A 21,208-nucleotide genomic window follows, 5' to 3' on the forward strand; every position below is an offset into this window, starting at 1 on the left:
CAGCGTCTCGTACAGCAGCACATCGTCAACGGGTTTGGTCAGATGGGCATTCATGCCTGCGGCCTCGATCCGGGCGCGCTCCTCGGCATAGGCCTGTGCAGTCAGCGCGATCACCGGAAGATGCCGCAGCGCGCTGCGCGTGCGCAGGGCGCGCGTGGCACTGAGGCCGTCCATGCCGGGCATGTGCACGTCCATGAGCACGGCATCGAAAGGCTGGCTGTCGAGCAGCTGCAGCGCCTGCAGACCGTCCTGCGCAGTCTGTACCGATATGCCGGCCTGCTCCAGCAGTTCGGTGGCCACCTCGCGGTTGAGCACGTTGTCATCCACCACCAGCACCCTGCGCCCAGGCAGGCCCGGGTAGCGCTGCTGTGGCGACGGGCCGGCCGCCGGGTCTTCAAGCTGGGTCGATTCGGGGTCCCGCAGCGCCTCCCGGATGGAGGACCTCAGTGCCGATGCGGTCAGGGGCTTGATCAGCAGGCCTCGCAGGCCCCGCAGGCCAAACTGCGCGGCATGCAGCTGCACTTCGTCGCGCCCGAAGGCCGTGACCATGAGCGCGGCCGGGGTCTTGACCAGGTCCTGTCGCTCGCGCATGCGGCGTGCCAGCTCCAGTCCGTCCATGCCGGGCATGCGCCAGTCCAGCAGGGCCAGGCCATAGGGAGATTCCTGGCGTGCGGCCTCTTGAAGCATGCGCAGCGCCTGCATGCCGTCCGCCGCCGTATCGCAGCGCATGCCCAGTCTGCGCACCATGGCGGCCAGCGCCTCGCGCGCGCTGGCGTTGTCATCGACGATGAGAACGCCGGTGCTGCCCAGGTTGTCGTGGCCGTCCGGCAGCGCATCCGTGGCAAGCCGGACCTTGGCCGTGAAGCGGAAGTCGCTGCCCTGGCCGGGCTGGCTGCACACGCCGATCTTGCCGCCCATGAGCTGCACCAGCCTGTGGCAGATGGCCAGGCCCAGGCCGGTGCCGCCGTGGCGGCGCGTGGTCTGGATGTCGGCCTGGGTGAAGGGCTGGAACAGCCGCTCGGCCCGCGATGCATCCAGGCCTATGCCGGTGTCGCGCACGCTCACGCACAGGTGGTGCAGGGGCGCTGCCGTGGTGTCCGCATCGGCATCCGCAGGCGCGTCCACCGGCGGCGGCTCCAGATGCAGGGAGATCACCACCTCGCCATGCTCTGTGAACTTGATGGCGTTGCCGACCAGGTTGGTCAGCACCTGGCCCAGGCGCATTGGGTCGCCGCGCAAACGGGGTGGCAGCTGCGGGTCCAGCGCATAGACCACTTCCAACCCCTTTTCCTCTGCGCGCAGCGCCGTGGAGGCCGTCACGGTCTCCAGCACATCGTCAAGGGCGAAGTCCACTTCCTCCAGCGCCAGCATGCCCGCCTCTATCTTGGAGAAATCGAGGATGTCGTTGATCACGGCCAGCAGGGCGCTGGCCGAGCGCTCCACCTTCTCCAGGTAGCCGCGCTGGCGCGATGTCAGCGCGGTCTGCTGCACCAGGCGCGTCATGCCGATGACGGTATTCATGGGTGTGCGGATTTCGTGGCTCATGATGGCCAGGAAATCCGATTTGGCGCGTTCGGCCGCTTCGGCGGCTTCCTTGGCCTGCCGCAGCGCCTGCTCGGCCTCGCGTTCGCGGGTGATGTCCAGCATGATGCCGTCCCAGACCATGCCCTCCTGACAGCGCCGTGGGGCCGAGCGGCAGCGCAGCCAGCGGATCTCTCCGTCGGGCCTGATCACGCGAAAGCGGCAATCGAAGACCCGCAGCGTATCGATCGAGCGTTGCATCATCCCCTGGTAGAGCGGCAGGTCCTCGGGATGGATGGCATTCAGGTAGACCTGCCGATCGGCCATGATGGCGTGGGCCGGCACGCCGATCAGGTTCTCTATGCCGGCGCTGATGTAGCTGAGCCGCAGTTGCGTCAAGCCGCCTTCCAGGCGGTAGATGGCGCCGCTGGGCAGGTTGTCGGCCAGGGCTTCGAGGCGCATGCGCGCGTCCTCGCGTTCGGACAGGTCCTGCAGCGTGCCGCTGAGCGCGACGATGCGGCCTTGCTCGTCGCGCAGGGCCCGGCCCATGAGGCGGGCAGCGAACTGCCGGCCGTCCGGGCAGCGCTGGACCACATCGATGCTGTAGGACTGGCCGGTGCTGATGCACAGATCCACGGCAGCGGTGAGCCGTGCAAGATCCTGCGGCCCGAGCATGGCGCGCAGGGCATGGCGCTTCAGTGGCGGACCCTGGGGGTCCAGGCCGTTCATCACATACATCATCTCCGAGGCCTGAAAGTGCCCGGTGTCCAGCTCCCATGTCCAGCTGCCCAGGCGCGCCAGCTGTTCGGCCTGGCGCAGCACGTCGTAGCTTTTTTGCAGCTGGGACTCGGTCTGGCGCATGAGGGTGATGTCGCGCGCAATGCCCAGCACGCCCACGGTCCGGCCCTCGGCATCGCGATAGGGAATCTTGGTGGACTGGAAGATGCGGCGCTGCCCGTCGACCAGCAGATGATCGTCCATCACCACGGGCGCATCGCTGTCCAGCACCCGGCGGTCGCTGTCGGTGAAGCTGCTGTCGGAGAAAAGCTCCTGGTCGGTCTTGCCCACGATGTCTTCGGGCGCGCGCCCGGCAAAGCGGGCTGTGGCGGGGTTGGCGAAGGTGTAGCGGCCCTGCCGGTCCTTGGCGAAGACCAGGTCGGGCGTCTCGCGCATCACGGTCTCCAGCAGGCGCGTCGAGTCCTGCCACGGCCAGGTGCGGTTTTGCAGGTGCGGCTCAAGCTGCGCATTGGGCTGGCCGATCGGCTCGTCCTGGCCGGTGCGCTCGCCGAGGTCGTGCCAGGTAGTGAAGAAAAGCCGCCTGCCCGATAGTGACAGGCAATGGACATGGATCTCGGCGGGCAAGCTGCTGCCATCGCGGCAGGTCAGCCAGCCTCGCAGACGGGCCTGGCTGTCCACGACCATGTCCCGCCAGAAGTCACGCGGCCGTCCATCCAGGTCCAGCCATACGTCCATGATGCCCAGCCCCAGCATGGCGGCCTTGTGATGGCCCAGGCTGGCGCAGGCCTGGGCATTGGCATCGAGCAGGCCGCCCTGCTCGTCAAACAGAAGAAACCCGTCGGGCACACGGTCCAGGAACTGGCGATACGGCGTATCAGGCATGAAGACTCCCAGGCGGTAGCAAGCCAGCATTGCGGAATGTGATAGCCATAAACTATGGAAACATTGCGCATGTTACTGCTGGCCAGTGCGTGCCGTGGGGCACGGAAGGCCGGTACTTACCCCGGCAGGGGCAGCGGGTAGAATCATCGGGATCTGCAGGGTCCGTGCCGCGACCCGGCCCCACTTGGCCACCTGGCCCCGGCTGGCTCGCTGCAGCACACCTTTTCCTTTCCGACGACTCCAGTTCCTCCCCGCTTATGGCCTCCGCTCTGACCGACAAACTTTCGCGACTCGTCAAGGAGATGCGCGGCCAGGCCCGCATCACCGAATCCAACGTGCAGGACATGCTGCGCGAAGTGCGCATGGCCCTGCTCGAGGCCGACGTGGCTCTGCCCGTGGTGCGCGACTTCGTTGCGCGCGTCAAGGAAAAGGCGCTGGGCCAGGAGGTGCTGGGCTCGCTGCAGCCGGGCCAGCTGCTGGTGTCCATCGTCAACAAGGAACTCGCCGCCACCATGGGCGAGGGCGTGGCCGACATCAACCTCAACGCCCAGCCGCCGGCCGTCATCCTGATGGCCGGCCTGCAGGGCGCCGGCAAGACCACGACCACGGCCAAGCTGGCCAAGCACCTGATCGAGCGGCGCAAGAAGAAGGTGCTCACCGTGTCGGGCGACGTGTACCGCCCCGCCGCCATCGAGCAGCTCAAGACCGTGACCGCCCAGGCCGGTGCCGAGTGGTTCCCCTCCACGCCTGACCAGAAGCCGCACGACATCGCCGTGGCCGCGCTGGACTACGCCAAGCGCCACTTCTTTGACGTGCTGCTGGTCGATACGGCCGGCCGCCTGGCCATCGACGAGCTGCTGATGGCCGAGATCAAGGATCTGCACGCCACGCTCAAGCCGGTCGAGACCCTGTTCGTCGTCGATGCCATGCAGGGCCAGGATGCGATCAACACGGCCAAGGCCTTCAAGGAAGCGCTGCCCCTGACCGGCATCGTGCTGACCAAGCTCGACGGCGACTCGCGCGGTGGCGCGGCGCTGTCGGTGCGACAGATCACGGGCGCCCCCATCAAGTTCGCCGGTGTGTCCGAGAAGATCGACGGCCTGGAGGTGTTCGACGCCGACCGCCACGCGCAGCGCGTGCTGGGCATGGGCGACATCGTGGCCCTGGTCGAGCAGGTCACCAAGGGCGTGGACATGGAGGCCGCGCAGAAGCTGGCCGAGAAGGTCAAGAGCGGCGACGGCTTCGACCTCAACGACTTCCTGGCCCAGATCCAGCAGATGAAGCAGATGGGCGGCCTGTCCAACCTCATGGACAAGCTGCCGGCCCAGCTCACGGCCAAGGCCGGCCAGGTGGACATGGACAAGGCCGAGCGCGAGATCCGCCGCAAGGAAGGCATCATCTGCTCCATGACTGCCAAGGAACGCAAGAAGCCCGAGATCATCAAGGCCACGCGCAAGAAGCGCATTGCCGATGGCGCGGGCGTGCAGGTCCAGGAAGTCAACCGCCTGCTCAAGGAGTTCGAGCAGATGCAGGAGATGATGAAGAAGATGAAGGGCGGCGGCCTCATGAAGATGATGAAGCGCATGGGCGGCATGAAGGCCATGAAGGGAATGATGGGCGGTGGCGGCGGCATGCCCAAGCTCCCGTTCTGACGGGCACCGCCTGAGCCGCCGGGCCGCGTGCTCTTTCCCGCCAAGCCGCAGCGCAGCCTGCGGCTTTTCTTTTGGCCGCGAGGGCTTTGTGAGAACATGCAGCGCCATGAAGGCTGGTGTTTCGACTTCCCTTGCGGTGTCTCCGGTGACCGGGGCGCGGCTCTCGCGCCGTGACTGGGGTCTGCTGGCGGCCGCCGTGCTGCTGGCTGGCTGCTCTTCCGCACCACGCAAAGGCTCGGGCCCGGCGCCGGTGCCTTCGCCGCAGGCGCTCAATCTGGACGGCGAATTGCGCGAGGCGCTGCTGGCGCGCACCATGCTTGTGGTCAACACGCCCTATACCTATGGCGGCAATTCGCCCGAAGGCGGTTTCGACTGCAGCGGCCTGATCCAGTGGGCCGTGGGTGGCATCACCGAAAACCGCCTGCCGCGCACCACGGCGCAGTGGGCGCAGTTCAGCAATCCCGTGGGCAGCCGTAGCCTGCAGCGCGGCGACTTCGTGTTCTTCAATACCCTGGGCGCGCGCTATTCGCACATGGGCATCTTCGTGGGCAACGGCCAGTTCGTGCATGCACCGTCCAGCGGCGGCACGGTGCAGCGCGTGCGCATGGACAACACCTATTTCGCCAAGCGCTTCACCGAGGCGCGCAGCATCTTCGCCTGAACGCTGGCCGGGCGACGGGCTGATGATTCAATCAAGATTCCAGGGAAATCCAGGGTGTCGGAATGCGTAACAAGCTCGAATTCGCCCTGCGCCTGCGCCAGGCCATCGAGGCTGCGGGACTGGAGCCCCGGCCCAGCGTGCTTCTGAAGCTGTTCAATTCCAGTTACTGGGGGCGGCCGATCTCCTTCCAGGCGGTCTCGCGCTGGCTGAACGGCGAGGCCGTTCCCGAGCAGGACAAGCTGGTGCTGCTGGCGGGTTTGCTCGAGGTCGAGCCCGATGTGTTGCGCTATGGCGAATCAGCCCAGCGGTCCCCGCCGTCCCTGCCGTCGCCGCTCGAATGCCAGGAGCCGGGCGTGGGCTATCTCGAACGCGAAACCTTCGATGCCTTTCTGAAGCTGCCCGCGCCTCAGCGCCAGGTGGTGCGGGAGGTGATCCTCACCTTCGCCAAGGTGCATGGCGAAGGCTGAGCACCGGGCAGGGCAGGCAGCGCACCCACCTGGCGTCAGTCACCGGACGGCCTGCTGCTGCCAGGGCATGGCATGCCAGGGGTGGCGCGGATCGGCCACCCACTGCTGCACTTGCTCGGGCGTCACGCTGCGCCCCAGCACGTCGGCGCGGCCACGGGCCAGCCACTGGCTGCGGCCGCGTGCGTAGGCCAGGCCGAAGGCCAGCCAGCTGTCAAAGCAATCCCGCGCGCGGCATGCGTTCAGGTGCAGGATCTGCTGGTGCAGGGCCTCGTCCACCCAGCCCAGCAGCCAGGCGCAGCGCACATGGAAGGCCACGCGCGCGCAGGCAAAGGCCATGGCGGCATGGGGATCGTCACCGGCCTGCAGGCGCTGCAGGTCCAGCGTGAACCAGCGCTGGCGCAGGCCGTCGGGCAACTGGCGTGCGATCTGGGCATCGTCCAGGTCGGTGCGCAGGCCCAGGTGGTGCAGCACCATGGGGCGCAGCTGGGTGGTCAGTGCGGAGTCGGCGCCGTTGAGCTGCCGGTCCGCAAAGCCGCCCTGGATGGCGTGAAAGGCCATGGGATGGGCCAGCGCCAGGGCCCAGTCCAGTGCCGCGTCACCGCTGCGGTAGCTGCTGAAGTCGCCGCGTTGGCGCGACGCACGCATGCGCCGCAGGCCGGCGCGCACTGCCCACCAGAGCAGTGCAGACAGCACAACAAGGGTGAAGGCGTTCATCGCGGATTTCCTGTCCTGCCCGGTGTTCCCGGCGATCCCGCCCGGCGCCGCGCCAGCTCCAGCGACTGCTGCAGGGCCGCGCTGCGCGGCATGCGCTCGAAGGCGGGCACGGGCACGGTGTCGCGGCGTGCCGCGACCAGCCATTGCATCAGGGGCGACCGGATATCCAACTGCTCCAGCAGCGCCGGGTGGGACTGCAGCAGCCACAGCTGCTCGGCCTCGGTGTGCAGCTCGCTGGCCGCGCACCAGGCAGCCGCGCTGCCCGTGGCCAGCAGCTGTGCCGGTCGGCGCACGATGCCCATGGCCAGGGCGTCCGCCGGCGCCTCGCCATCGGTATCGAGGTGATTGAGCAGGGCCAGCACATCGGCCAGGTAGCGCGCAATCGGCGGGCGGTTCTGCTTGCCCTTGATCTGGTCGATGCGCAGCCGCCCGTCGTCCCGCACCTGGGCGCTGACGGTGATGCGCGGCTGGGCCGTGCCCGTGCGGTAGCTGAACAGCCGCAGCCGGCCCTGCTCGCAGGCTTCGGCGTAGTGCTCGCCATAGCCGCCGCGCAGTGCGCCGCGCTCGCTGAACTGGCCCAGGCAGTGGCGCATCATCTGGCTTTCATAGGCCATTTCGGCGCGCAGGTCCGGGCTTTGGGCATCGAATTCGACGAAGACACCCAGCTGGCCACGCAGCAGCGGGCGCACGGCGCCGGGCCGGTGCTCGGCCCAGCCGCTGTCGCTTCTCCGGGCGAAGGCCAGGTGCTCCAGCGTCCAGCGCGCCAGCGCCTGCGGGCAGTTGATGCGCTGCAGCTTGCCCTCCAGCGCGGTGCCGCGCCGGGTGGACAGGAACTCCAGCAGCCGGCTCTCCAGCGCCAGCAGGGGTGCGCTGTCGGGCTCCACCCACCACAGCGGCGCGCTGCCGTCGGCCGCCGGCCTGTCCGGTGACAGCGGCTGGCGGGACGCATGTTCGCGCAGGCGCTCCAGCGCCCAGGCGGCAGGCTCGGCGCGCCGGTGCAGGCGCATCAGCTCGGCCTGCGTGGACACGGGCTGCACGGCAGGCGGATCGGCGTCGAGGTTGCCGATCACATGGCGGTAGAAGTGATTGGCCAGCCAGGCGGCGATCTCCTCGCTGTCGCCGCGTGCAGCGCTGCGCTCGCGGATGCGCTGCTTGATGGCCGGCGCATTGACCACGTCGCGCGGCCGATAGGCACTGGCGGCGTTGGCACCGGCGCCCGGGTTCACCACAGCTTCCACCAGGGCTTGCTGTCCGAGCGCAGCTTGAGGCAGCGCTTGAGGCCGTCCTTTGCCATCCTGTGCTCGGCCTCGCCGTCGTCGGGCGTGAGCTTGGCGATGGCCTCGCGGTGCAGGGCCACGGCCTGGTCGATGGGACCGCAGCTTTCCATGGCGCAGGCCAGGCGGCGCAGCGTGTAGCACTCGCCCAGGGCGCGCACTTCGGGCAGCAGGGCGTCCAGGCGCGGGCGCACCAGTTCGCCATGGTTTTCGGAGAAGAAGTCGAGCAGGGACATCAGCGAGGCCAGATAGTCGCGCCGCTGTTCGCGCTGGTCGTCCTCGTCCAGTTCCTCGAACCACTGGTCCAGGCGCTCCAGCCAGATGCCGATTTCGCCTGCGCGGCCCAGCTGGTAGAGCGCCAGCGCCGCGCTGGGGAAGTAGTCCGTGGGGCAGTGGCGGCTGTAGCCGTAGTCCTGGGTGAAGTGCCACAGCTGCTCGGCCGCCGTGACGATGCCGGGGCGGTCGTCACGGCGGATGGCGCACCACAGCAGGCCGTCGTGGTGTTCGGCAAAGGGGCTGCTGGACAGGCCCTTGTGGTGCAGGGCCGCCGCCTCGTCATAGCGCTGCTGCGATCGGTACTTGATGGCCAGGTTGTTGCAGAGCATGGAGTAGACGTGCAGGTGCGCGTCCTTGTACCGGCCCTGGCCGCTGGCCCAGAAGGCTTCGAAGCGGGCCAGGCCCTCTTCGTAGTAACGCTGCACCAGCGGCTCACGCACCTCGTCGCCCGGCACCTGCCGGCCTTCGCCCATGATGGCGGCCAGGTCGTCCTCGTCGTCCAGGGTCACGCCCGCTGCATAGCACCAGTGGGCGCCATGGCCCTGCGCAAAGGGGCGCTGCAGCACCTGCGCGGCGGGCAGCACGGCGAAGCGCGCGGCCCAGAGCATAGGCAGCAGCTCGGAGTTGGCGTGCCGGGGCTGGTCGGTCACGCCGCGCTCCAGCAGAGGCAGGGCCTGCTCCCATTGGCGTTCCTTGGCCAGGCGCCAGCCGTCGATCAGGTCCAGCAGAGGGTGGCCGGGCGCCTGGGTGCGCGCCAGGGCCAGGTAGTCGTCGGCGCTGCGCGGAGCAGCCGGGCTGTCTTCCAGGATCTCCTGCATGTCGGAATCCAGTCCCGCCCAGGCCAGGATCAGCGCCCAGGCCGGTGCATGGGCGGTGTCGCTGTCCACTCTGCGCAAGGCCAGTTCATAGCCCTGACGGGCCGATCCGGGGCGGCTGTGCAGCACGCTTTCCAGCGCCAGGTCCGCCGCATCGGCCAGGCGCCCCGCCTCTTCCAGCCACCGCAGCACCAGGCCGCTGAAGGCATCGTCGGAGTCATCCACCAGGCCGAAGCGGCCCAGCGCGGCCAGCTGCAGCGCGGCCTCGGGCTGGCCCATGGCATGGCAGGCCATGGCCTGCAGCCGGGCCGCATGGACCTTGCGGTGCGTGCGTACCGCCTGCGATGCGGCGGGGCTTTCGGTGCGGGCCAGGTGCTGCTCTGCCGCCATGAGCACGGCCGGAACGCTTTGCGGGGCCAGCGGCAGGACCTCGCGTGCAAGGTGCAGCCAGTCGTCGAAGTCCACGTTCTGCTCTGCATCGGCCTGGGTCAGCAGCGCCGTGGCAGCCTGCACCTGGCGCACGGTGGCGGGCACATCGCCGCGCAGACGGGCCAGCTCGGCCTTGCGCAGGCAGGCACGCGCGTCGCGGCGCGCGGGGGAGGCCTCGCCATCCGGGTCGCTGCGTTCGTGGCTGCGCTGCAGGTCCACGCCTTGCTCGGCCAGCTCCCAGGCCTGGGCTTCGCGGGCCAGGTAGTGCCAGCCGTTCCAGTAGCGGTAGGGCTCGCCGGTATGCGGCAGCCGGCCCATGAGATCGGCAGCGGGCGCGAGCAGGGCCACGCCGCCTTCACGGTCAAAGCGCAGCCGGCTCTGGATGTCGCTGAGCGCCAGGCTGGCCGTGGCCAGCAGGTGGTTGTCGCCCTGCAAGGGTTGCAGCGTGGCAGCGCGGTGTTCGCGCAGCAGTGCGTTGGCGGTTTCGGGTCGTTCCAGGTCCAGCCAGAGATCGTGCAGACGCTCCAGCTCGCCCACCGTGGCCGGGGCGAAGCGCTGCTGCGAGAGCAGCTCCATGACGGCCGCCTGGCGTTCGGCCGGGGCGATGGGGCTGGCATCAGCCTCCTGCTGCAGCAGGTCGTGCGCCTGGTCCATGAAGGCATGCAGGGCTTCGCCCTCAAGGACGGCCTGGGCGGTGGCGGGCTGGGAGGTGTTCATGGAATCGATAGCAAGCAAGCGAAGCTGGAAAAGCCCTGCAGGCCGACGGACCTCAGGGCGGCGACCCCGCGATGCTAGCGGGCCAGCCGGCACCATGCCAGAGTGGTCGGGCTGTTTTCACGTCCTGTTACATGCAAAAAAGCCCGGCATTGCCGGGCTTTGGTTACGCAGGAGGTCGCTGGGCCGCCGGGGCCGGGTTGGGCTCAGTGGCGCACCACGACTTCACCGCGCAGCGTGAAGGTGCGGGCCTCGGTGATCTTCACATCGATCATCTGGCCGATCAGGCGTTCGTTGCCCGGGAAGTTGACCACGCGGTTGCACTCGGTGCGGCCCATGAGTTCGCTGCCATCGCGCTTGGACAGGCCTTCCACCAGCAGGCGCTGCACCGTGCCCACGCGCTCGTCGCTGATGTCCTTGATGTTGTTGTTGATCACGGCCTGCAGCTCCTGCAGGCGGCGCAGCTTGACCTCGTGCGGCGTGTCGTCGTGCAGGTTGGCGGCCGGCGTGCCGGGGCGGGGGCTGAAGATGAAGCTGAAGCTGTTGTCGAAGCGCACGTCGTGGATGAGCTTCATCATCTTCTGGAAGTCTTCCTCGGTCTCGCCGGGGAAGCCCACGATGAAGTCGCTGCTCATGGCCATTTCGGGCCGGATGGCGCGCAGCTTGCGGATGGTGCTCTTGTATTCCATGGCCGTGTAGCCGCGCTTCATGGCCATGAGGATCTTGTCGCTGCCGTGCTGCACGGGCAGGTGCAGGTGGCTGACCAGCTTGGGCAGCCGAGCGTAGGCCTCGATCAGGCGCGGCGTGAACTCGTTGGGGTGGCTGGTGGTGTAGCGGATGCGCTCGATGCCGGGGATCTCGGACACGTACTCCAGCAGCAGGGCAAAGTCGGCGATCTCGGCCGTGTCACCCATCTTGCCCAGGTAGGCGTTGACGTTCTGGCCCAGCAGCGTGACTTCCTTCACGCCCTGATCGGCCAGGCCGGCGACCTCGATCAGCACGTCCTCGAACGGGCGGCTGACTTCCTCGCCGCGCGTATAGGGCACGACGCAGTAGCTGCAGTACTTGGAGCAGCCTTCCATGATGGAGACGAAGGCCGAGGAGCCTTCCACGCGCGCGGGCGGCAGGTGGTCGAATTTCTCGATCTCGGGAAAGCTGATATCGACCTGGGGTTTGTGCTTGGCGGCGCGTGCATTGAGCAGCTCGGGCAGGCGGTGCAGGGTCTGCGGGCCGAAGACCACGTCCACATAGGGTGCGCGCTTGATGATTTCCTCGCCCTCCTGGCTGGCCACGCAGCCGCCCACGCCGATGAGCACGCCGCGTTCCTTCAGGTGCTTGTAGCGGCCCAGGTCGCTGAACACCTTCTCCTGCGCCTTCTCGCGCACCGAGCAGGTGTTGAACAGGATCAGGTCGGCCTGCTCGGGGTCGTCGGTGGATTCGTAGCCCTGGGCTGCGCCCAGCACATCGGCCATCTTGTCCGAGTCGTACTCGTTCATCTGGCAGCCGAAGGTTTTGATAAAGACTTTCTTGGACATGGTGGGGTTCCGTCAGGCAGCCGCCGCACTGCAAGCGGCGGTCTGCAAAAAATGAAGGTGGCTCGGCCAGGGGGCGGCGTGCCCCATGGCCGGGCCGCTGTGGCCTGCGAGGCGCGGGCCGCGTCAGCCGTGTACGTGCTGAGCGCTTGCTGTGGTGTGCGCGGTGCTCAGTTGAAGATGCGCTGCAGCATCGACTTGGGCTTGTAGTGCTTGTCGGCCTCGGCCTTGGTCAGGATCCAGGCCTGGTGCAGCCACTGCGTCTGCGGCTCGATCACATAGCCCACCACGAGCTTGCTGCCCTGGTAATTGATGGCCTGCACCAGCGTGCGTTCAGGGCTGAACAGGCGAAAGCCCGGACTGGTGCGAATGGTCTTGCCGTCGATCTCCACCTCGGGAAACTGGGTCACGACCAGCTCGCCGAACTGGGCCTGCGGCGGGAAATTGCGCGTCTCGTTGGACGGCAGGCCTTGCGCGGCCACGCCCAGGCTGGCGCAGGCCAGGCCGGCGAGCAGGGCGCCGGCACACAGGCGGCGGACGGGAGAGAAATGGGGCTTGCAGCGGTTCATGGTGTACATCCAGGGGCTGAACCCGCGATTCTACGAACTTGCCGCCGCGCAGGCGCGGCACTCGGGCATTGGGTCAGGTGCGGCCCGGCGCATACAGCACCGCCTTGGGCGGGCGGCACAGGCCCCAGAAGCGCAGGCCGATCAGTTCGGCCATCTGCACGCCCATGGCCGTGGGCGCGGAGATGGTGGCCAGGGCGGCGATGCCGACCTTGGCGCATTTGCGCACCAGCTCATGGCTGCCGCGGCTGGAGAGCACGACAAAGCCGGCCTCGCCCAGGCGGCCCGTACGGGAGAGGCGGCCGACCAGCTTGTCCAGCGCGTTGTGGCGGCCCACGTCTTCGAGCACATCCGTCAGTTGCCCGTCCAGCCCTGCCCAGCCTGCGGCATGCACGGCTCCGGCTTCGGCGTTGAGCAACTGCAGCGGCGGCAGTGCCGCGATGGCTGCGCAGACGGTGTCGGCATCGACACGGGCGATCCAGTCGTGCGCGGGCAGGGGGTCGAAGGACAGGTCCAGCGCCGCGAAGCTGTCCACGCCGCAGACACCGCAGCCCGTGCGCCCGCTCATGCTGCGGCGCCGGTCCTTGAGGCGGGCGAAGCAGCGCGAGGCCACGTCCAGCTGCACCTCGATGCCGTCCATGCCGGCCGGCAGGCCTGCGGCCTGTGCAGCCACGGTGCGCACCTCGATGCCGTAGCAGTCGGCAGCGCTGTCCAGAATGCCTTCGGTGAGCGCAAAGCCCAGCGCAAAGTCTTCCAGGTCCGAGGGCGTACCCATCATCACGGCGTGAGAGATGCCATTGAACACCAGGGCGATGGGGACTTCGCTGGCCAGCACCTGCGGTTCGGCCTGGATGCTGACGGCGCCGCCTTCACCGAGCCGGTGGCGCGCCACCGCATGCGTGCGCAGCGCGGCAATGGCAGGCGGGGCGGCGCATGCAGCATCTGCTGCGCCGGGGCCTGCGTCTGGGGCGGGGACGGGTGCGGGGGCGTGTTCGGTGGTGGCGTTCATGGCGTGGGCCGCGCAGGCGGCTTCCGCATGATATCGGCGCCGCCGCGCGTGCTCAGTCCAGCAATGCCATGCCCTTGATCTGGGCGAAGACATGCATGCCCGGCGCAATGCCCAGCTGCCGGGCGGAATGCAGGGTGATGCGTGCCAGCAGGCGGGACGGGCCCAGCTGCAGCGAGACCATGACCTGGCCCGGGCCGTCCTCGCGCAGCTCCTGCACGGTGGCAGGCAGGATGTTGAGGATGCTGCTGTCTTGCGGGTGCTGCAGGCTCAGGCTCACATCGCGTGCCTGCACGCGCAACTGCACGGTTTCGCCGACGGGGCGCGGGGAGGCCATGACAAGGCGCAGACGCCCGCCATCGAAGGACAGCGTGCTCAGGTGTGCATCGGGATCGTGCTGCTGGACCTGTGCGCTGACCATGGCCGCTGCCGTGTCGCCCATGCTCAGGGGCAGGTCCAGCCGTGCCAGCAGCTCGCTGGTGGCGCCGGCCGCGACGATGCCGCCTGCCTTGAGCAGCACCAGGTGCTGGGCCAGGCGAGCGACCTCGTCGATGGAGTGGCTGACGTAGAGGACGGGAATGTCGAGTTCGCGGCGCAGCTGGTCCAGGTAGGGCAGGACCTCGGCCTTGCGCTGGGCGTCCAGCGCGGCCAGGGGCTCGTCCATCAGCAGCACCCGCGGGCTGGTGGCCAGCGCCCGCGCAATGGCCACGCGCTGGCGCTCGCCGCCCGACAGGGTGGAGGGCATGCGGTCCATCAGGTGGCCTATGCCCAGCAGGGACACGGCCTGGTCCTGGGACACCTTGCGCCGCGCGGCCGGCGTGCGCCGCATGCCGTAGTCGATGTTGCGCCGCACGGTCAGGTGCGGGAACAGGCTGGCCTCCTGGAACACATAGCCCAGCGCACGGCGGTGCGTGGGCAGCCATTGGCTGGCCGCATCGTCCTGCCAGACCTCGCCGTTGACGGCGACGCGGCCGCGCGCGCGCTCCAGTCCTGCCAGGGCGCGCAGGCAGGTGGTCTTGCCGCAGCCCGAGGGGCCGAACAGGGCGGTGACGCCGCGCCCGGGCAACTGCAGCTGCACATCAAGACGGAAGTCGGCGCGCTCCAGCGCCAGGTTTGCGATGATTTCCGAGGAGGGGTGGGGGTGCGCGGCGTCGGACATCAGGGAGGGAGAGAAGGCGGTCATCATGCGCGGCGCTCCTCGCGCGGCTGCAACAGGTGCAGGGCCAGAAGAACCAGGAAAGAGAACACCACCATGCCGCCTGCCAGCCAGTGGGCGTGGGCGTACTCCATGGCCTCCACATGGTCGTAGATCTGTACCGAGACCACGCGCGTCACGCCGGGAATATTGCCGCCCAGCATCAGCACCACGCCGAACTCACCCACGGTGTGCGCAAAGGTCAGCACGGCCGCCGTGATGAAGCCCGGCCGCGCCAGCGGCAGCGCCACGGTGAAGAAGCGGTCCAGCGGCCCCGCGCCCAGGCTGGCCGCAGCCTCCATGGGCCGCGTGCCCAGGGATTCGAAGGCGCGCTGCAGCGGCTGCACCGTGAACGGCATGGAATAGACCAGCGAACCGATGACCAGGCCCGGAAAAGTGAAGGGCAGGGTGCTCAGCCCCAGCGCCTGCGTCAGCTGCCCCACGGGGCCGTTGGGACCCATGGTCACCAGCAGGTAAAAACCGATCACCGTGGGCGGAAGCACCAGGGGCAGCGCCACCACGGCGCCAATTGGGCCGCGCCAGCGCGAGCGCGTATGCGCCAGCCACCAGGCCAGCGGCGTGCACAGCGTCAGCAGCAGCACCGTGGTCACGCTGGCAAGTTTCAGCGTCAGCCGTATGGCGGCGTAGTCGTCGGCGGTAAGAATCATGCGGGAAGAATTCAGTGGTTCGCAGCGCTGTTGGATCTCACTCAACGCACGAAACCGGCGCGGCCCGGCTCAGCGACGCTGAGCACGGGCCCGTGCCGGCCGACCCCTCCCCAGGAGAGAGGGAAGGCGCGCAAGCGCGCCTCAACAGGTGTCAGAAGCTATAGCCGTAGGAGCGGATGATGGCACGGGCCTTGTCGGCGCGCAGGTACTTCATCAGCTCGGTGGCGGCTTCGTTGTCCTTGCCGTTGTTGAGCACGATGGCGTCCTGGCGGATGGGCTCGTGCATGGAGCCGGGCACCTGCCAGGCCGAGCCTTCGCGCAGCTTGCCGTTTTCCATCACCTGCGACAGGGCCACAAAGCCCAGCTGGGCATTGCCCGTGGCCGCGAACTGGTAGGTCTGGGCAATGTTCTCGCCCATGACGATGCGCGGCTGCACCTGGGCCGTGATGCCCAGCTTGTTCAGCACTTCCATGGCTGCCGTGCCGTAGGGCGCCAGCTTGGGATTGGCCACGGCGATGTGCTTGTAGTCGCCGGTCTTGAGGACTTCGCCCTTGTCGTCCACATAACCGGCCTTGGGGCTCCACAGCACCAGCTGGCCGATGGCGTAGGTGAAGCGCGAATCGGGCAGGCCGCGGCCTTCCTTGGCGATCTTCTCGGGCGTGGTGTCGTCGGCGGCCAGCAGGATCTGGAAGGGCGCGCCGTTGACGATCTGCGCATAGAACTTGCCCGTGGCGCCGAAGGACAGCAGGGCCTTGTGGCCGGTGTCCTTCTCGAACTCGGCGGCGATCTTCTGCATGGGCGCCGTGAAGTTGGCGGCGACGGCCACCGACACTTCGGCGGCCTGCGCGGCGGCCCAGCCGAACAGGGCAAGGGCGGTGAAGGCGGTGGCACGCAGGGGCTGGTTCACGTTCATGGGTCTCTCGCTATTCCGTTGGTGAATAGCGCAGTGTAACGACCTGAAAATGCGCATGCAGGGTGCAGGCGTTTTGCTTGGCGGGAAATAACGCTTGGCGGGCATGATGCTGCGCATGACTGCCGCAACCCCCGCTTCTCCCTCAGACCTGGTGCCCGCGCTGGGCCATGACCTGGCCGACCGGCGCATCGCCATCCTGCGGCATATCGCGGCAGGGCATTCGATTTCCCAGGCCGCGCGCGAGGCGGGTGTCAGCTACAAGGCGGCCTGGCAGGCGCTGGATGTGCTGACCAATCTGGCGGGCCGTGCCCTGGTGGAGCGCTCGGTGGGCGGCGCCGGCGGTGGTGGCGCGCGCATCACCGAGGCCGGGCAGTCCCTGCTGGCCATGGCCGATGCGCTGGAGCAGGCGCGCGCGCAGGTGCTGCAGCGCTTTGGCGGGCCCGCCGGCGTTTCTTCGGCGGCTCCCGGGCTGGGGCTGGGCCTGCGCACCAGCATGCGCAATCTGTGGCCTTGCCGGGTTGGTGCCCTGCAGGCGCAGGGCGCCCAGGTCCGCGTCTGGCTGCTGCCCGACGGCGGCGGGGATGCATCAGGCATTGCCGCACGCATCACCGAAGAAAGCGCCCAGTTGCTGGGCCTGGCGCCGGGCCTGCCCCTGATGGCGCTGTGCAAGGCCGCAGCCGTGCAGGTGCTGCCTTCGGCGCCACGCTCCGATGTGCATGCCCAGGCCAATGCCTGGCCCGCCCAGGTGCAGCGCGTGGCCCGGGCCGACAGGGCGGGGCCGCGTGAAGTGGTGGCACAACTGCCCTGGGGCGGTAGCGGCGTGGGTTACGCGGCCGAGCCGGCAGAGGGCGAGTCCTGGACCTTGCGCGCAGGGCGCAAGGTCTGGCTGACGGTGCCGGAGTCCGCCGTGGTGCTGGCCGTGGCTGATTGAGCGGATGGAGCGGGTGGAGCGGGTGGAGCGGGTGGGCGGATGAAGTGTTGAAGGAGCAGCAGCGCGTTGCGCATGCGCAGCAGTGGCTGCAGATTCGGACGGGTCTGATGGCGCATTCAGGGCGGTATACGAAGAATTGCGCCGCTGTGAAACCTGCGCGCTCTGGCGGCGCGGGCTTTTCTGGCGACCGAATCATCGAAACCTCCCTGGCCCTCCATGAGCATCCTGAAATTGCGCAGACAAGAGAAAGTGGCGGTCTACACCGCCCTGCTGTGTTCCTTCATCGCGGCGTTCATCTTCTTCGCGTCCGAAGGTGTTGCTGACAGTTTTCGGCAGCGGCTGGATGCGCTAGCCATCTGCGCCGTCATCGGTGCGCTGGTGACCTGGTTCAATCACTGGTGGTTCCGGGTCTGGGGCTGGCATCTGGTGCCTGTGACCCTGCTGCTGTTTTATGCCGGCACGCTGGCCGCAGGGTGGCTGTTTGGCGGATGACGACGGTGAAGGTGGTGAAGGTGGTCGGGGAACCTGCCGCCACGCTTTGCATCGAAGATCCTTTTCGACTGCCTCACCAGGCCATCCACGGCCTTGCCCCTGCCATGAAGACCACCCTGTCCGCCGCCCTGATCTGCCTGCTCCTGTCCACCCCGGCCATGTCCCGTCCGCTGGACCCGGCTCCTCTGGATGCCTCGCAGTTCAACCTGGGGCTGGTCGGGTTCGCGGGCGAGATCTCGCCTGCGGAGCGGCACCTGGAGGCCATGCTCAGGCGGCCCGAGGCCAATGCCGTCCTGCTGTCGGTGATCGACGATCCGCGTCGATCTCCCGTGGCCAAGCTCTATGCGCTGTGCGGCCTCAAGCGCATGGGCAGCGGCGGCTACGAGGCCGCGCTGATCAAGCTGCGCGGCTTTGAGGGCCAGGTCTCCGTGATGCTGGGAGACCAGATGTTCCAGGAAGACATCCGCGAGGCGGCAGACCGCATCGAAAACCTGGAGTGCAGCGAAGGCGGTTGAGCCTGGGCACGCCGGTTGCCGGACAAAAAAAGAGCTGCCATCGGCAGCTCTTTGCATTGTGGGGCATCGTTCTGAGCCGGAGGATCTGAGCCGCTCAGGACAGCTCGCGTCCCTTGAGTTCGGGGATCAGGAAGGCCGTGGCCAGCATGTCCAGCACATAGATGGCCGCCAGCAGGGCGATGGCCACCTGGAACGAATAGCTCATGGCCAGCGCACCGATCACCACCGGGCCCAGTCCGCCCACGGCGCGGCCGATGTTGAACAGCACGTTCTGCGCGGTGGCGCGCGCCTCGGTGGGGTAGGCCTCGCTCATCACGGCGCCGTAGCCGCCCATCATGCCGTTGACGAACAGGCCCATGAGGGCCCCCGCCCAGAGCATGGCCGTGGGGTCGGACAGCTGCGAATAGAGCACGACCATGATGACCGAGCCCAGTTGGAAGATCAGGAAGCTGGGCTTGCGGCCGATGCGGTCGGCCAGCTGGCCGAAGACCCAGATGCCGACCATCATTCCCACCACGGTCACGGCAGTCCATATCGAGGACTTGGTCAGGCTGAAGCCCAGTTGCTTGGACAGGAAGCTGGGCATCCAGATCATGATGCCGTAGTAGCCGAAGTTCTGGACCGAGGTCAGCACGATCACGCCCAGGCTGACCTTGGTCGTGGCGCGGTCCTTCACCAGCAGCTTCAGGCTTTGCAGCACCGGCACGCGGGCCGAGGGCGTGGCGGACTGCTGGCGCTTCACGAAGACTTCGGGCTCGTGCAGCTTGTTGCGGATCACCCAGGCCACCACGGCCGGTATCACGCCCACCAGGAACATGCCGCGCCAGCCGATGAGGGGCAGCAGCAGTGGCGTCAGCAGCGCCGCACCCAGCACGCCCATTTGCCAGCCCAAGGCCACGTAGGACGAGACGCGGGCGCGGTGGCGTGCGGGCCAGGCCTCGGCGGCCAGTGCCATGCCGATGCCGAACTCGCCGCCCAGGCCGATGCCCGCAATCGTGCGGTAGGCCAGCAGATCCCAGTAGCCCTGGGCGAAGGCGCACAGGCCCGTGAAGACTGCGAACAGCATGATGGTCCAGGTCAGCACGCGGATGCGCCCGTAGCGGTCGCTGAGCAGGCCGAAGAAGATGCCGCCGAACACGGCACCGATCAGCGTCCAGGTCACCAGCGAACCGGCCTGGCCCGGCGTGAGGTGCAGGTCGGCCGAAATGGCCGACAGCATGAAGCCCAGGATCAGCAGGTCGAAGCCGTCCATGGCATAGCCCACGGCCGAGCCGGCCAGGGCCTTCCAGCTGTAGCCATTGACCTGGGTGGCATGTGTGCCGACATGCGTGTCTGTGCTGGCGCCGGCAGCATTGGCTGCGAGCGCCCCGGAGGAAGTGGTGGTCACGTGAAAATCCTTGAAAGCCAGGACGGCGCGCGCTCTCGCTGGGGTGCGGCACCACGCAAAACGCCTGCGCCGCCGGCTGGGCCGGCGTGCGGGCACGCTGCGCGTGTGCGGCATCCTGGAGTGGCGATGGGCACGGGAAATCCTGGTGGGAAAACAAGCTGGGCGGCCGGCATGCCGGAGCATGGCAGGGGCTGCGCGCAAAGACAGAGCGCAAGGTGCAGCGCCAAAAGACCGCTTCTGCAAAAAGCGAAAGCCCTGAAATCGGCTGGGCGATCAGGGCTTTGAGGCAGTGGGCAGGCCCTGCGAGGAGAGGGCGGCCCATGCGAGCGGGCGCAATGGTAAGGCAAGTCGCCAGCCAAGGCAAGCTGCGGGGCTTATGCCAGGGCGCTGGGTCTTTGGCCGGGGCGCCAAGGGGGCTCGTGCTAGGCTGGCGCCCGCTGCGGCCATTGCGCCGCTGGCGCGCCCCATTACTGCCCGGGTCCGTCTATGACCTTGCGGTGCAGTGCGGCGATATCTCGCAGGTTTTGCCAATAAAAACAATTCTCATTACAGTTTGGCATTCCGAGTTCTCCAACCTCCGATCCTTTCTGCCATGCATCCCATCCTGATTGCAGCCGCCCTGGCCCTGGGCGCGGCCGCCCCGATGAGCCAGGCCGCAGCCGCCGGCACCGTTCAACAGCCCGTGAAGAAGAGCCTCTCCGTTGCGGAGGTGGTCAAGCATTACGGCACCCTGGTGCACGCCAATTACTCGGACTCCATCAGCTCCGCCAAGACCATGCAGAAAGCCATTGCGGCCTTTCTGGCGGCGCCCAGCGAGCAGGGCCTGAACCAGGCACGCAAGGCCTGGCTGGATGCCCGGGAGTACTACGGTCAGACCGAGGCCTTCCGCTTCTACGCCGGTCCCATCGACAACGATGAAGGCCCCGAAGGCCAGATCAACGCCTGGCCCATGGACGAGTCCTATGTGGACTATGTGGAAGGCAACCCCAACGCCGGCATCATCAACAACCGCAAGGAAGCCATCACCAAGAAGCGCCTGGCCGAGCTCAACGAGCATGACGGCGAGGAGAACGTTTCCACCGGCTGGCACGCCATCGAGTTCATGCTCTGGGGCCAGGACCTGAACGACAAGGGGCCGGGCGCGCGTCCGTACACCGACTTTGTCGATGGCAAGAAGTCCAATGCCGACCGCCGCCGCGAGTACCTGAAGGTGGTGACCGCGCTGCTGATCGAAGACCTGCAGTCCGTGGCCGACCAGTGGAAGCCCGGCTCGCCCAAGAACTTCCGCGCCCAGTTCGAGAAAAAGCCCGACGATGCGCTGCGCCGCATCTTCGTGGGCCTGGGTTCGCTGTCGCGCGGCGAGCTGGCCGGCGAGCGCCTGGAAGTGGCCCTGGCCAGCCGCGACCAGGAAGACGAGCACTCCTGCTTCTCGGACAACACGCACCGCGATGCGGTGACCAATGCCCAGGGCATCCTCAACGTCTGGCAGGGCAGCTACAAGCGCCTGGATGGCAGCGAGCTGCAAGGCCCGGGCATCAAGGACTGGGTGGCCTCCAAGGACAGCGCGCTGGCCGACAGGACCACGCGCCAGATCACGCAGTCGGTGCAGGCGGCCCAGGCCATTCCCGCGCCGTTCGACCAGGCCATCCAGGGCGCACGCGACTCGGCCTCGCGCGCCAAGATCCAGGCCACCATCGACAGCCTGGTCCAGCAGAGCAAGGATCTGGTGGAGGCGGCCAATGCCGTCGGCATCACCCAGCTCAACCTGGTGGACCCCAAGGCCAACTAAAAGAACATCCACGCCAGCGTCCATCCATTCCTGCGCCCATGTGCCAAGGCCGCCGCCCCCGAAAGGGTTCG

18 protein-coding genes are annotated in these 21,208 nt (G+C 67.9%); 7 read left to right on the plus strand and 11 right to left on the minus strand.

Going from position 1 to position 21,208, the window contains the following annotated elements:
* On the minus strand, positions 1–3,141 hold a 3,141-nt coding region (locus INR38_RS11000), incomplete at its 3' end, for a response regulator (RefSeq protein WP_207475949.1).
* A gap of 257 nt (positions 3,142–3,398) precedes the next feature.
* Between INR38_RS11000 and ffh the strand changes: the two genes are divergently transcribed.
* The 3 genes from ffh to INR38_RS11015 all read left to right on the plus strand — a co-directional run bounded on the left by ffh (position 3,399) and on the right by INR38_RS11015 (position 5,921).
* The gene (ffh, locus tag INR38_RS11005) at positions 3,399–4,793 is read left to right on the plus strand and encodes a signal recognition particle protein (protein WP_012203439.1); all 1,395 of its coding nucleotides are present in this window, start codon (positions 3,399–3,401) and stop codon (positions 4,791–4,793) included.
* A gap of 106 nt (positions 4,794–4,899) precedes the next feature.
* Positions 4,900–5,454: a C40 family peptidase gene (locus INR38_RS11010; RefSeq protein WP_012203440.1), complete on the plus strand. Its 555-nt coding sequence runs from the start codon at positions 4,900–4,902 to the stop codon at positions 5,452–5,454.
* Positions 5,455–5,516: 62 nt separating this feature from the next.
* On the plus strand, positions 5,517–5,921 hold the full coding sequence (locus tag INR38_RS11015) for a helix-turn-helix domain-containing protein (RefSeq protein WP_097203552.1): 405 nt from the start codon (positions 5,517–5,519) through the stop codon (positions 5,919–5,921).
* A gap of 39 nt (positions 5,922–5,960) precedes the next feature.
* On the opposite strand, the gene INR38_RS11020 is transcribed toward INR38_RS11015, so the two are convergent.
* The 9 genes from INR38_RS11020 to modA form a co-directional block, all read right to left on the minus strand.
* Entirely contained in the window at positions 5,961–6,635 is a 675-nt protein-coding gene (locus INR38_RS11020; protein ID WP_207443396.1) for a DUF1266 domain-containing protein, read from the minus strand.
* The gene (locus INR38_RS11025) at positions 6,632–7,861 is read right to left on the minus strand and encodes a hypothetical protein (protein WP_207443400.1); all 1,230 of its coding nucleotides are present in this window, start codon (positions 7,859–7,861) and stop codon (positions 6,632–6,634) included. Before INR38_RS11025 ends, INR38_RS11020 begins: the two co-directional genes overlap by 4 nt.
* Positions 7,858–10,146: a tetratricopeptide repeat protein gene (locus tag INR38_RS11030; RefSeq protein WP_207443395.1), complete on the minus strand. Its 2,289-nt coding sequence runs from the start codon at positions 10,144–10,146 to the stop codon at positions 7,858–7,860. The genes INR38_RS11025 and INR38_RS11030 overlap by 4 nt, the downstream gene beginning before the upstream one ends.
* 203 nt (positions 10,147–10,349) lie before the next feature.
* A complete protein-coding gene (gene miaB / locus INR38_RS11035) occupies positions 10,350–11,678 on the minus strand; it encodes a tRNA (N6-isopentenyl adenosine(37)-C2)-methylthiotransferase MiaB (RefSeq protein WP_012203445.1) in 1,329 nt (442 codons plus the stop codon).
* A 167-nt stretch (positions 11,679–11,845) separates the two neighbouring features.
* Complete coding sequence (locus INR38_RS11040; RefSeq protein ID WP_043783237.1) at positions 11,846–12,244, minus strand: hypothetical protein; 399 nt, start codon at positions 12,242–12,244, stop codon at positions 11,846–11,848.
* 73 nt (positions 12,245–12,317) lie between these two features.
* A complete protein-coding gene (gene fdhD / locus INR38_RS11045; protein WP_012203447.1) occupies positions 12,318–13,250 on the minus strand; it encodes a formate dehydrogenase accessory sulfurtransferase FdhD in 933 nt (310 codons plus the stop codon).
* Positions 13,251–13,302: 52 nt separating this feature from the next.
* Positions 13,303–14,433 (minus strand): molybdenum ABC transporter ATP-binding protein, encoded by a 1,131-nt coding sequence (modC, locus tag INR38_RS11050; RefSeq protein WP_207443394.1) that lies wholly within the window; start codon positions 14,431–14,433, stop codon positions 13,303–13,305.
* Positions 14,430–15,110 carry a molybdate ABC transporter permease subunit gene (gene modB / locus INR38_RS11055; protein WP_013804076.1) on the minus strand — a complete coding sequence of 227 codons (681 nt, stop codon included), beginning with the start codon at positions 15,108–15,110 and terminating at the stop codon, positions 14,430–14,432. The genes modC and modB overlap by 4 nt, the downstream gene beginning before the upstream one ends.
* Positions 15,111–15,261: 151 nt before the next feature.
* Positions 15,262–16,023, minus strand: coding sequence for a molybdate ABC transporter substrate-binding protein (gene modA, locus INR38_RS11060; RefSeq protein WP_192367186.1), 762 nt, complete (start codon positions 16,021–16,023; stop codon positions 15,262–15,264).
* Between the two features lie 103 nt (positions 16,024–16,126).
* Between modA and INR38_RS11065 the strand changes: the two genes are divergently transcribed.
* The 3 genes from INR38_RS11065 (at position 16,127) to INR38_RS11075 (ending at position 17,961) form a co-directional block, all read left to right on the plus strand.
* On the plus strand, positions 16,127–16,954 hold the full coding sequence (locus tag INR38_RS11065; protein ID WP_099734613.1) for a TOBE domain-containing protein: 828 nt from the start codon (positions 16,127–16,129) through the stop codon (positions 16,952–16,954).
* A gap of 216 nt (positions 16,955–17,170) precedes the next feature.
* The gene (locus INR38_RS11070; protein ID WP_012203452.1) at positions 17,171–17,446 is read left to right on the plus strand and encodes a hypothetical protein; all 276 of its coding nucleotides are present in this window, start codon (positions 17,171–17,173) and stop codon (positions 17,444–17,446) included.
* 104 nt (positions 17,447–17,550) lie between these two features.
* A complete protein-coding gene (locus tag INR38_RS11075) occupies positions 17,551–17,961 on the plus strand; it encodes a hypothetical protein (RefSeq protein WP_123693103.1) in 411 nt (136 codons plus the stop codon).
* 94 nt (positions 17,962–18,055) lie between these two features.
* On the opposite strand, the gene INR38_RS11080 is transcribed toward INR38_RS11075, so the two are convergent.
* Positions 18,056–19,240: an MFS transporter gene (locus INR38_RS11080; protein ID WP_170962147.1), complete on the minus strand. Its 1,185-nt coding sequence runs from the start codon at positions 19,238–19,240 to the stop codon at positions 18,056–18,058.
* A 700-nt stretch (positions 19,241–19,940) separates the two neighbouring features.
* Here INR38_RS11080 and INR38_RS11085 point away from each other — a divergent pair.
* Positions 19,941–21,137, plus strand: a complete 1,197-nt coding sequence (locus INR38_RS11085) for an imelysin family protein (RefSeq protein WP_013804069.1) — start codon at positions 19,941–19,943, stop codon at positions 21,135–21,137.
* Positions 21,138–21,208: the final 71 nt, after the last annotated feature.

It is taken from the genome of Delftia sp. SD018, from assembly GCF_017355445.1.
Lineage (GTDB): Bacteria > Pseudomonadota > Gammaproteobacteria > Burkholderiales > Burkholderiaceae_C > Comamonas > Comamonas acidovorans.

Coding starts and splice junctions, on each gene's coding strand:
- ffh (WP_012203439.1), top strand. CDS start 3,399: ATGGCCTCCGCTCTGACCGACAAACTTTCGCGACTCGTCAAGGAGATG.
- INR38_RS11010 (WP_012203440.1), top strand. CDS start 4,900: ATGAAGGCTGGTGTTTCGACTTCCCTTGCGGTGTCTCCGGTGACCGGG.
- INR38_RS11015 (WP_097203552.1), top strand. CDS start 5,517: ATGCGTAACAAGCTCGAATTCGCCCTGCGCCTGCGCCAGGCCATCGAG.
- INR38_RS11020 (WP_207443396.1), bottom strand. CDS start 6,635: ATGAACGCCTTCACCCTTGTTGTGCTGTCTGCACTGCTCTGGTGGGCA.
- INR38_RS11030 (WP_207443395.1), bottom strand. CDS start 10,146: ATGAACACCTCCCAGCCCGCCACCGCCCAGGCCGTCCTTGAGGGCGAA.
- miaB (WP_012203445.1), bottom strand. CDS start 11,678: ATGTCCAAGAAAGTCTTTATCAAAACCTTCGGCTGCCAGATGAACGAG.
- INR38_RS11040 (WP_043783237.1), bottom strand. CDS start 12,244: ATGAACCGCTGCAAGCCCCATTTCTCTCCCGTCCGCCGCCTGTGTGCC.
- fdhD (WP_012203447.1), bottom strand. CDS start 13,250: ATGAACGCCACCACCGAACACGCCCCCGCACCCGTCCCCGCCCCAGAC.
- modC (WP_207443394.1), bottom strand. CDS start 14,433: ATGATGACCGCCTTCTCTCCCTCCCTGATGTCCGACGCCGCGCACCCC.
- modB (WP_013804076.1), bottom strand. CDS start 15,110: ATGATTCTTACCGCCGACGACTACGCCGCCATACGGCTGACGCTGAAA.
- modA (WP_192367186.1), bottom strand. CDS start 16,023: ATGAACGTGAACCAGCCCCTGCGTGCCACCGCCTTCACCGCCCTTGCC.
- INR38_RS11065 (WP_099734613.1), top strand. CDS start 16,127: ATGATGCTGCGCATGACTGCCGCAACCCCCGCTTCTCCCTCAGACCTG.
- INR38_RS11070 (WP_012203452.1), top strand. CDS start 17,171: ATGAGCATCCTGAAATTGCGCAGACAAGAGAAAGTGGCGGTCTACACC.
- INR38_RS11075 (WP_123693103.1), top strand. CDS start 17,551: ATGAAGACCACCCTGTCCGCCGCCCTGATCTGCCTGCTCCTGTCCACC.
- INR38_RS11085 (WP_013804069.1), top strand. CDS start 19,941: ATGCATCCCATCCTGATTGCAGCCGCCCTGGCCCTGGGCGCGGCCGCC.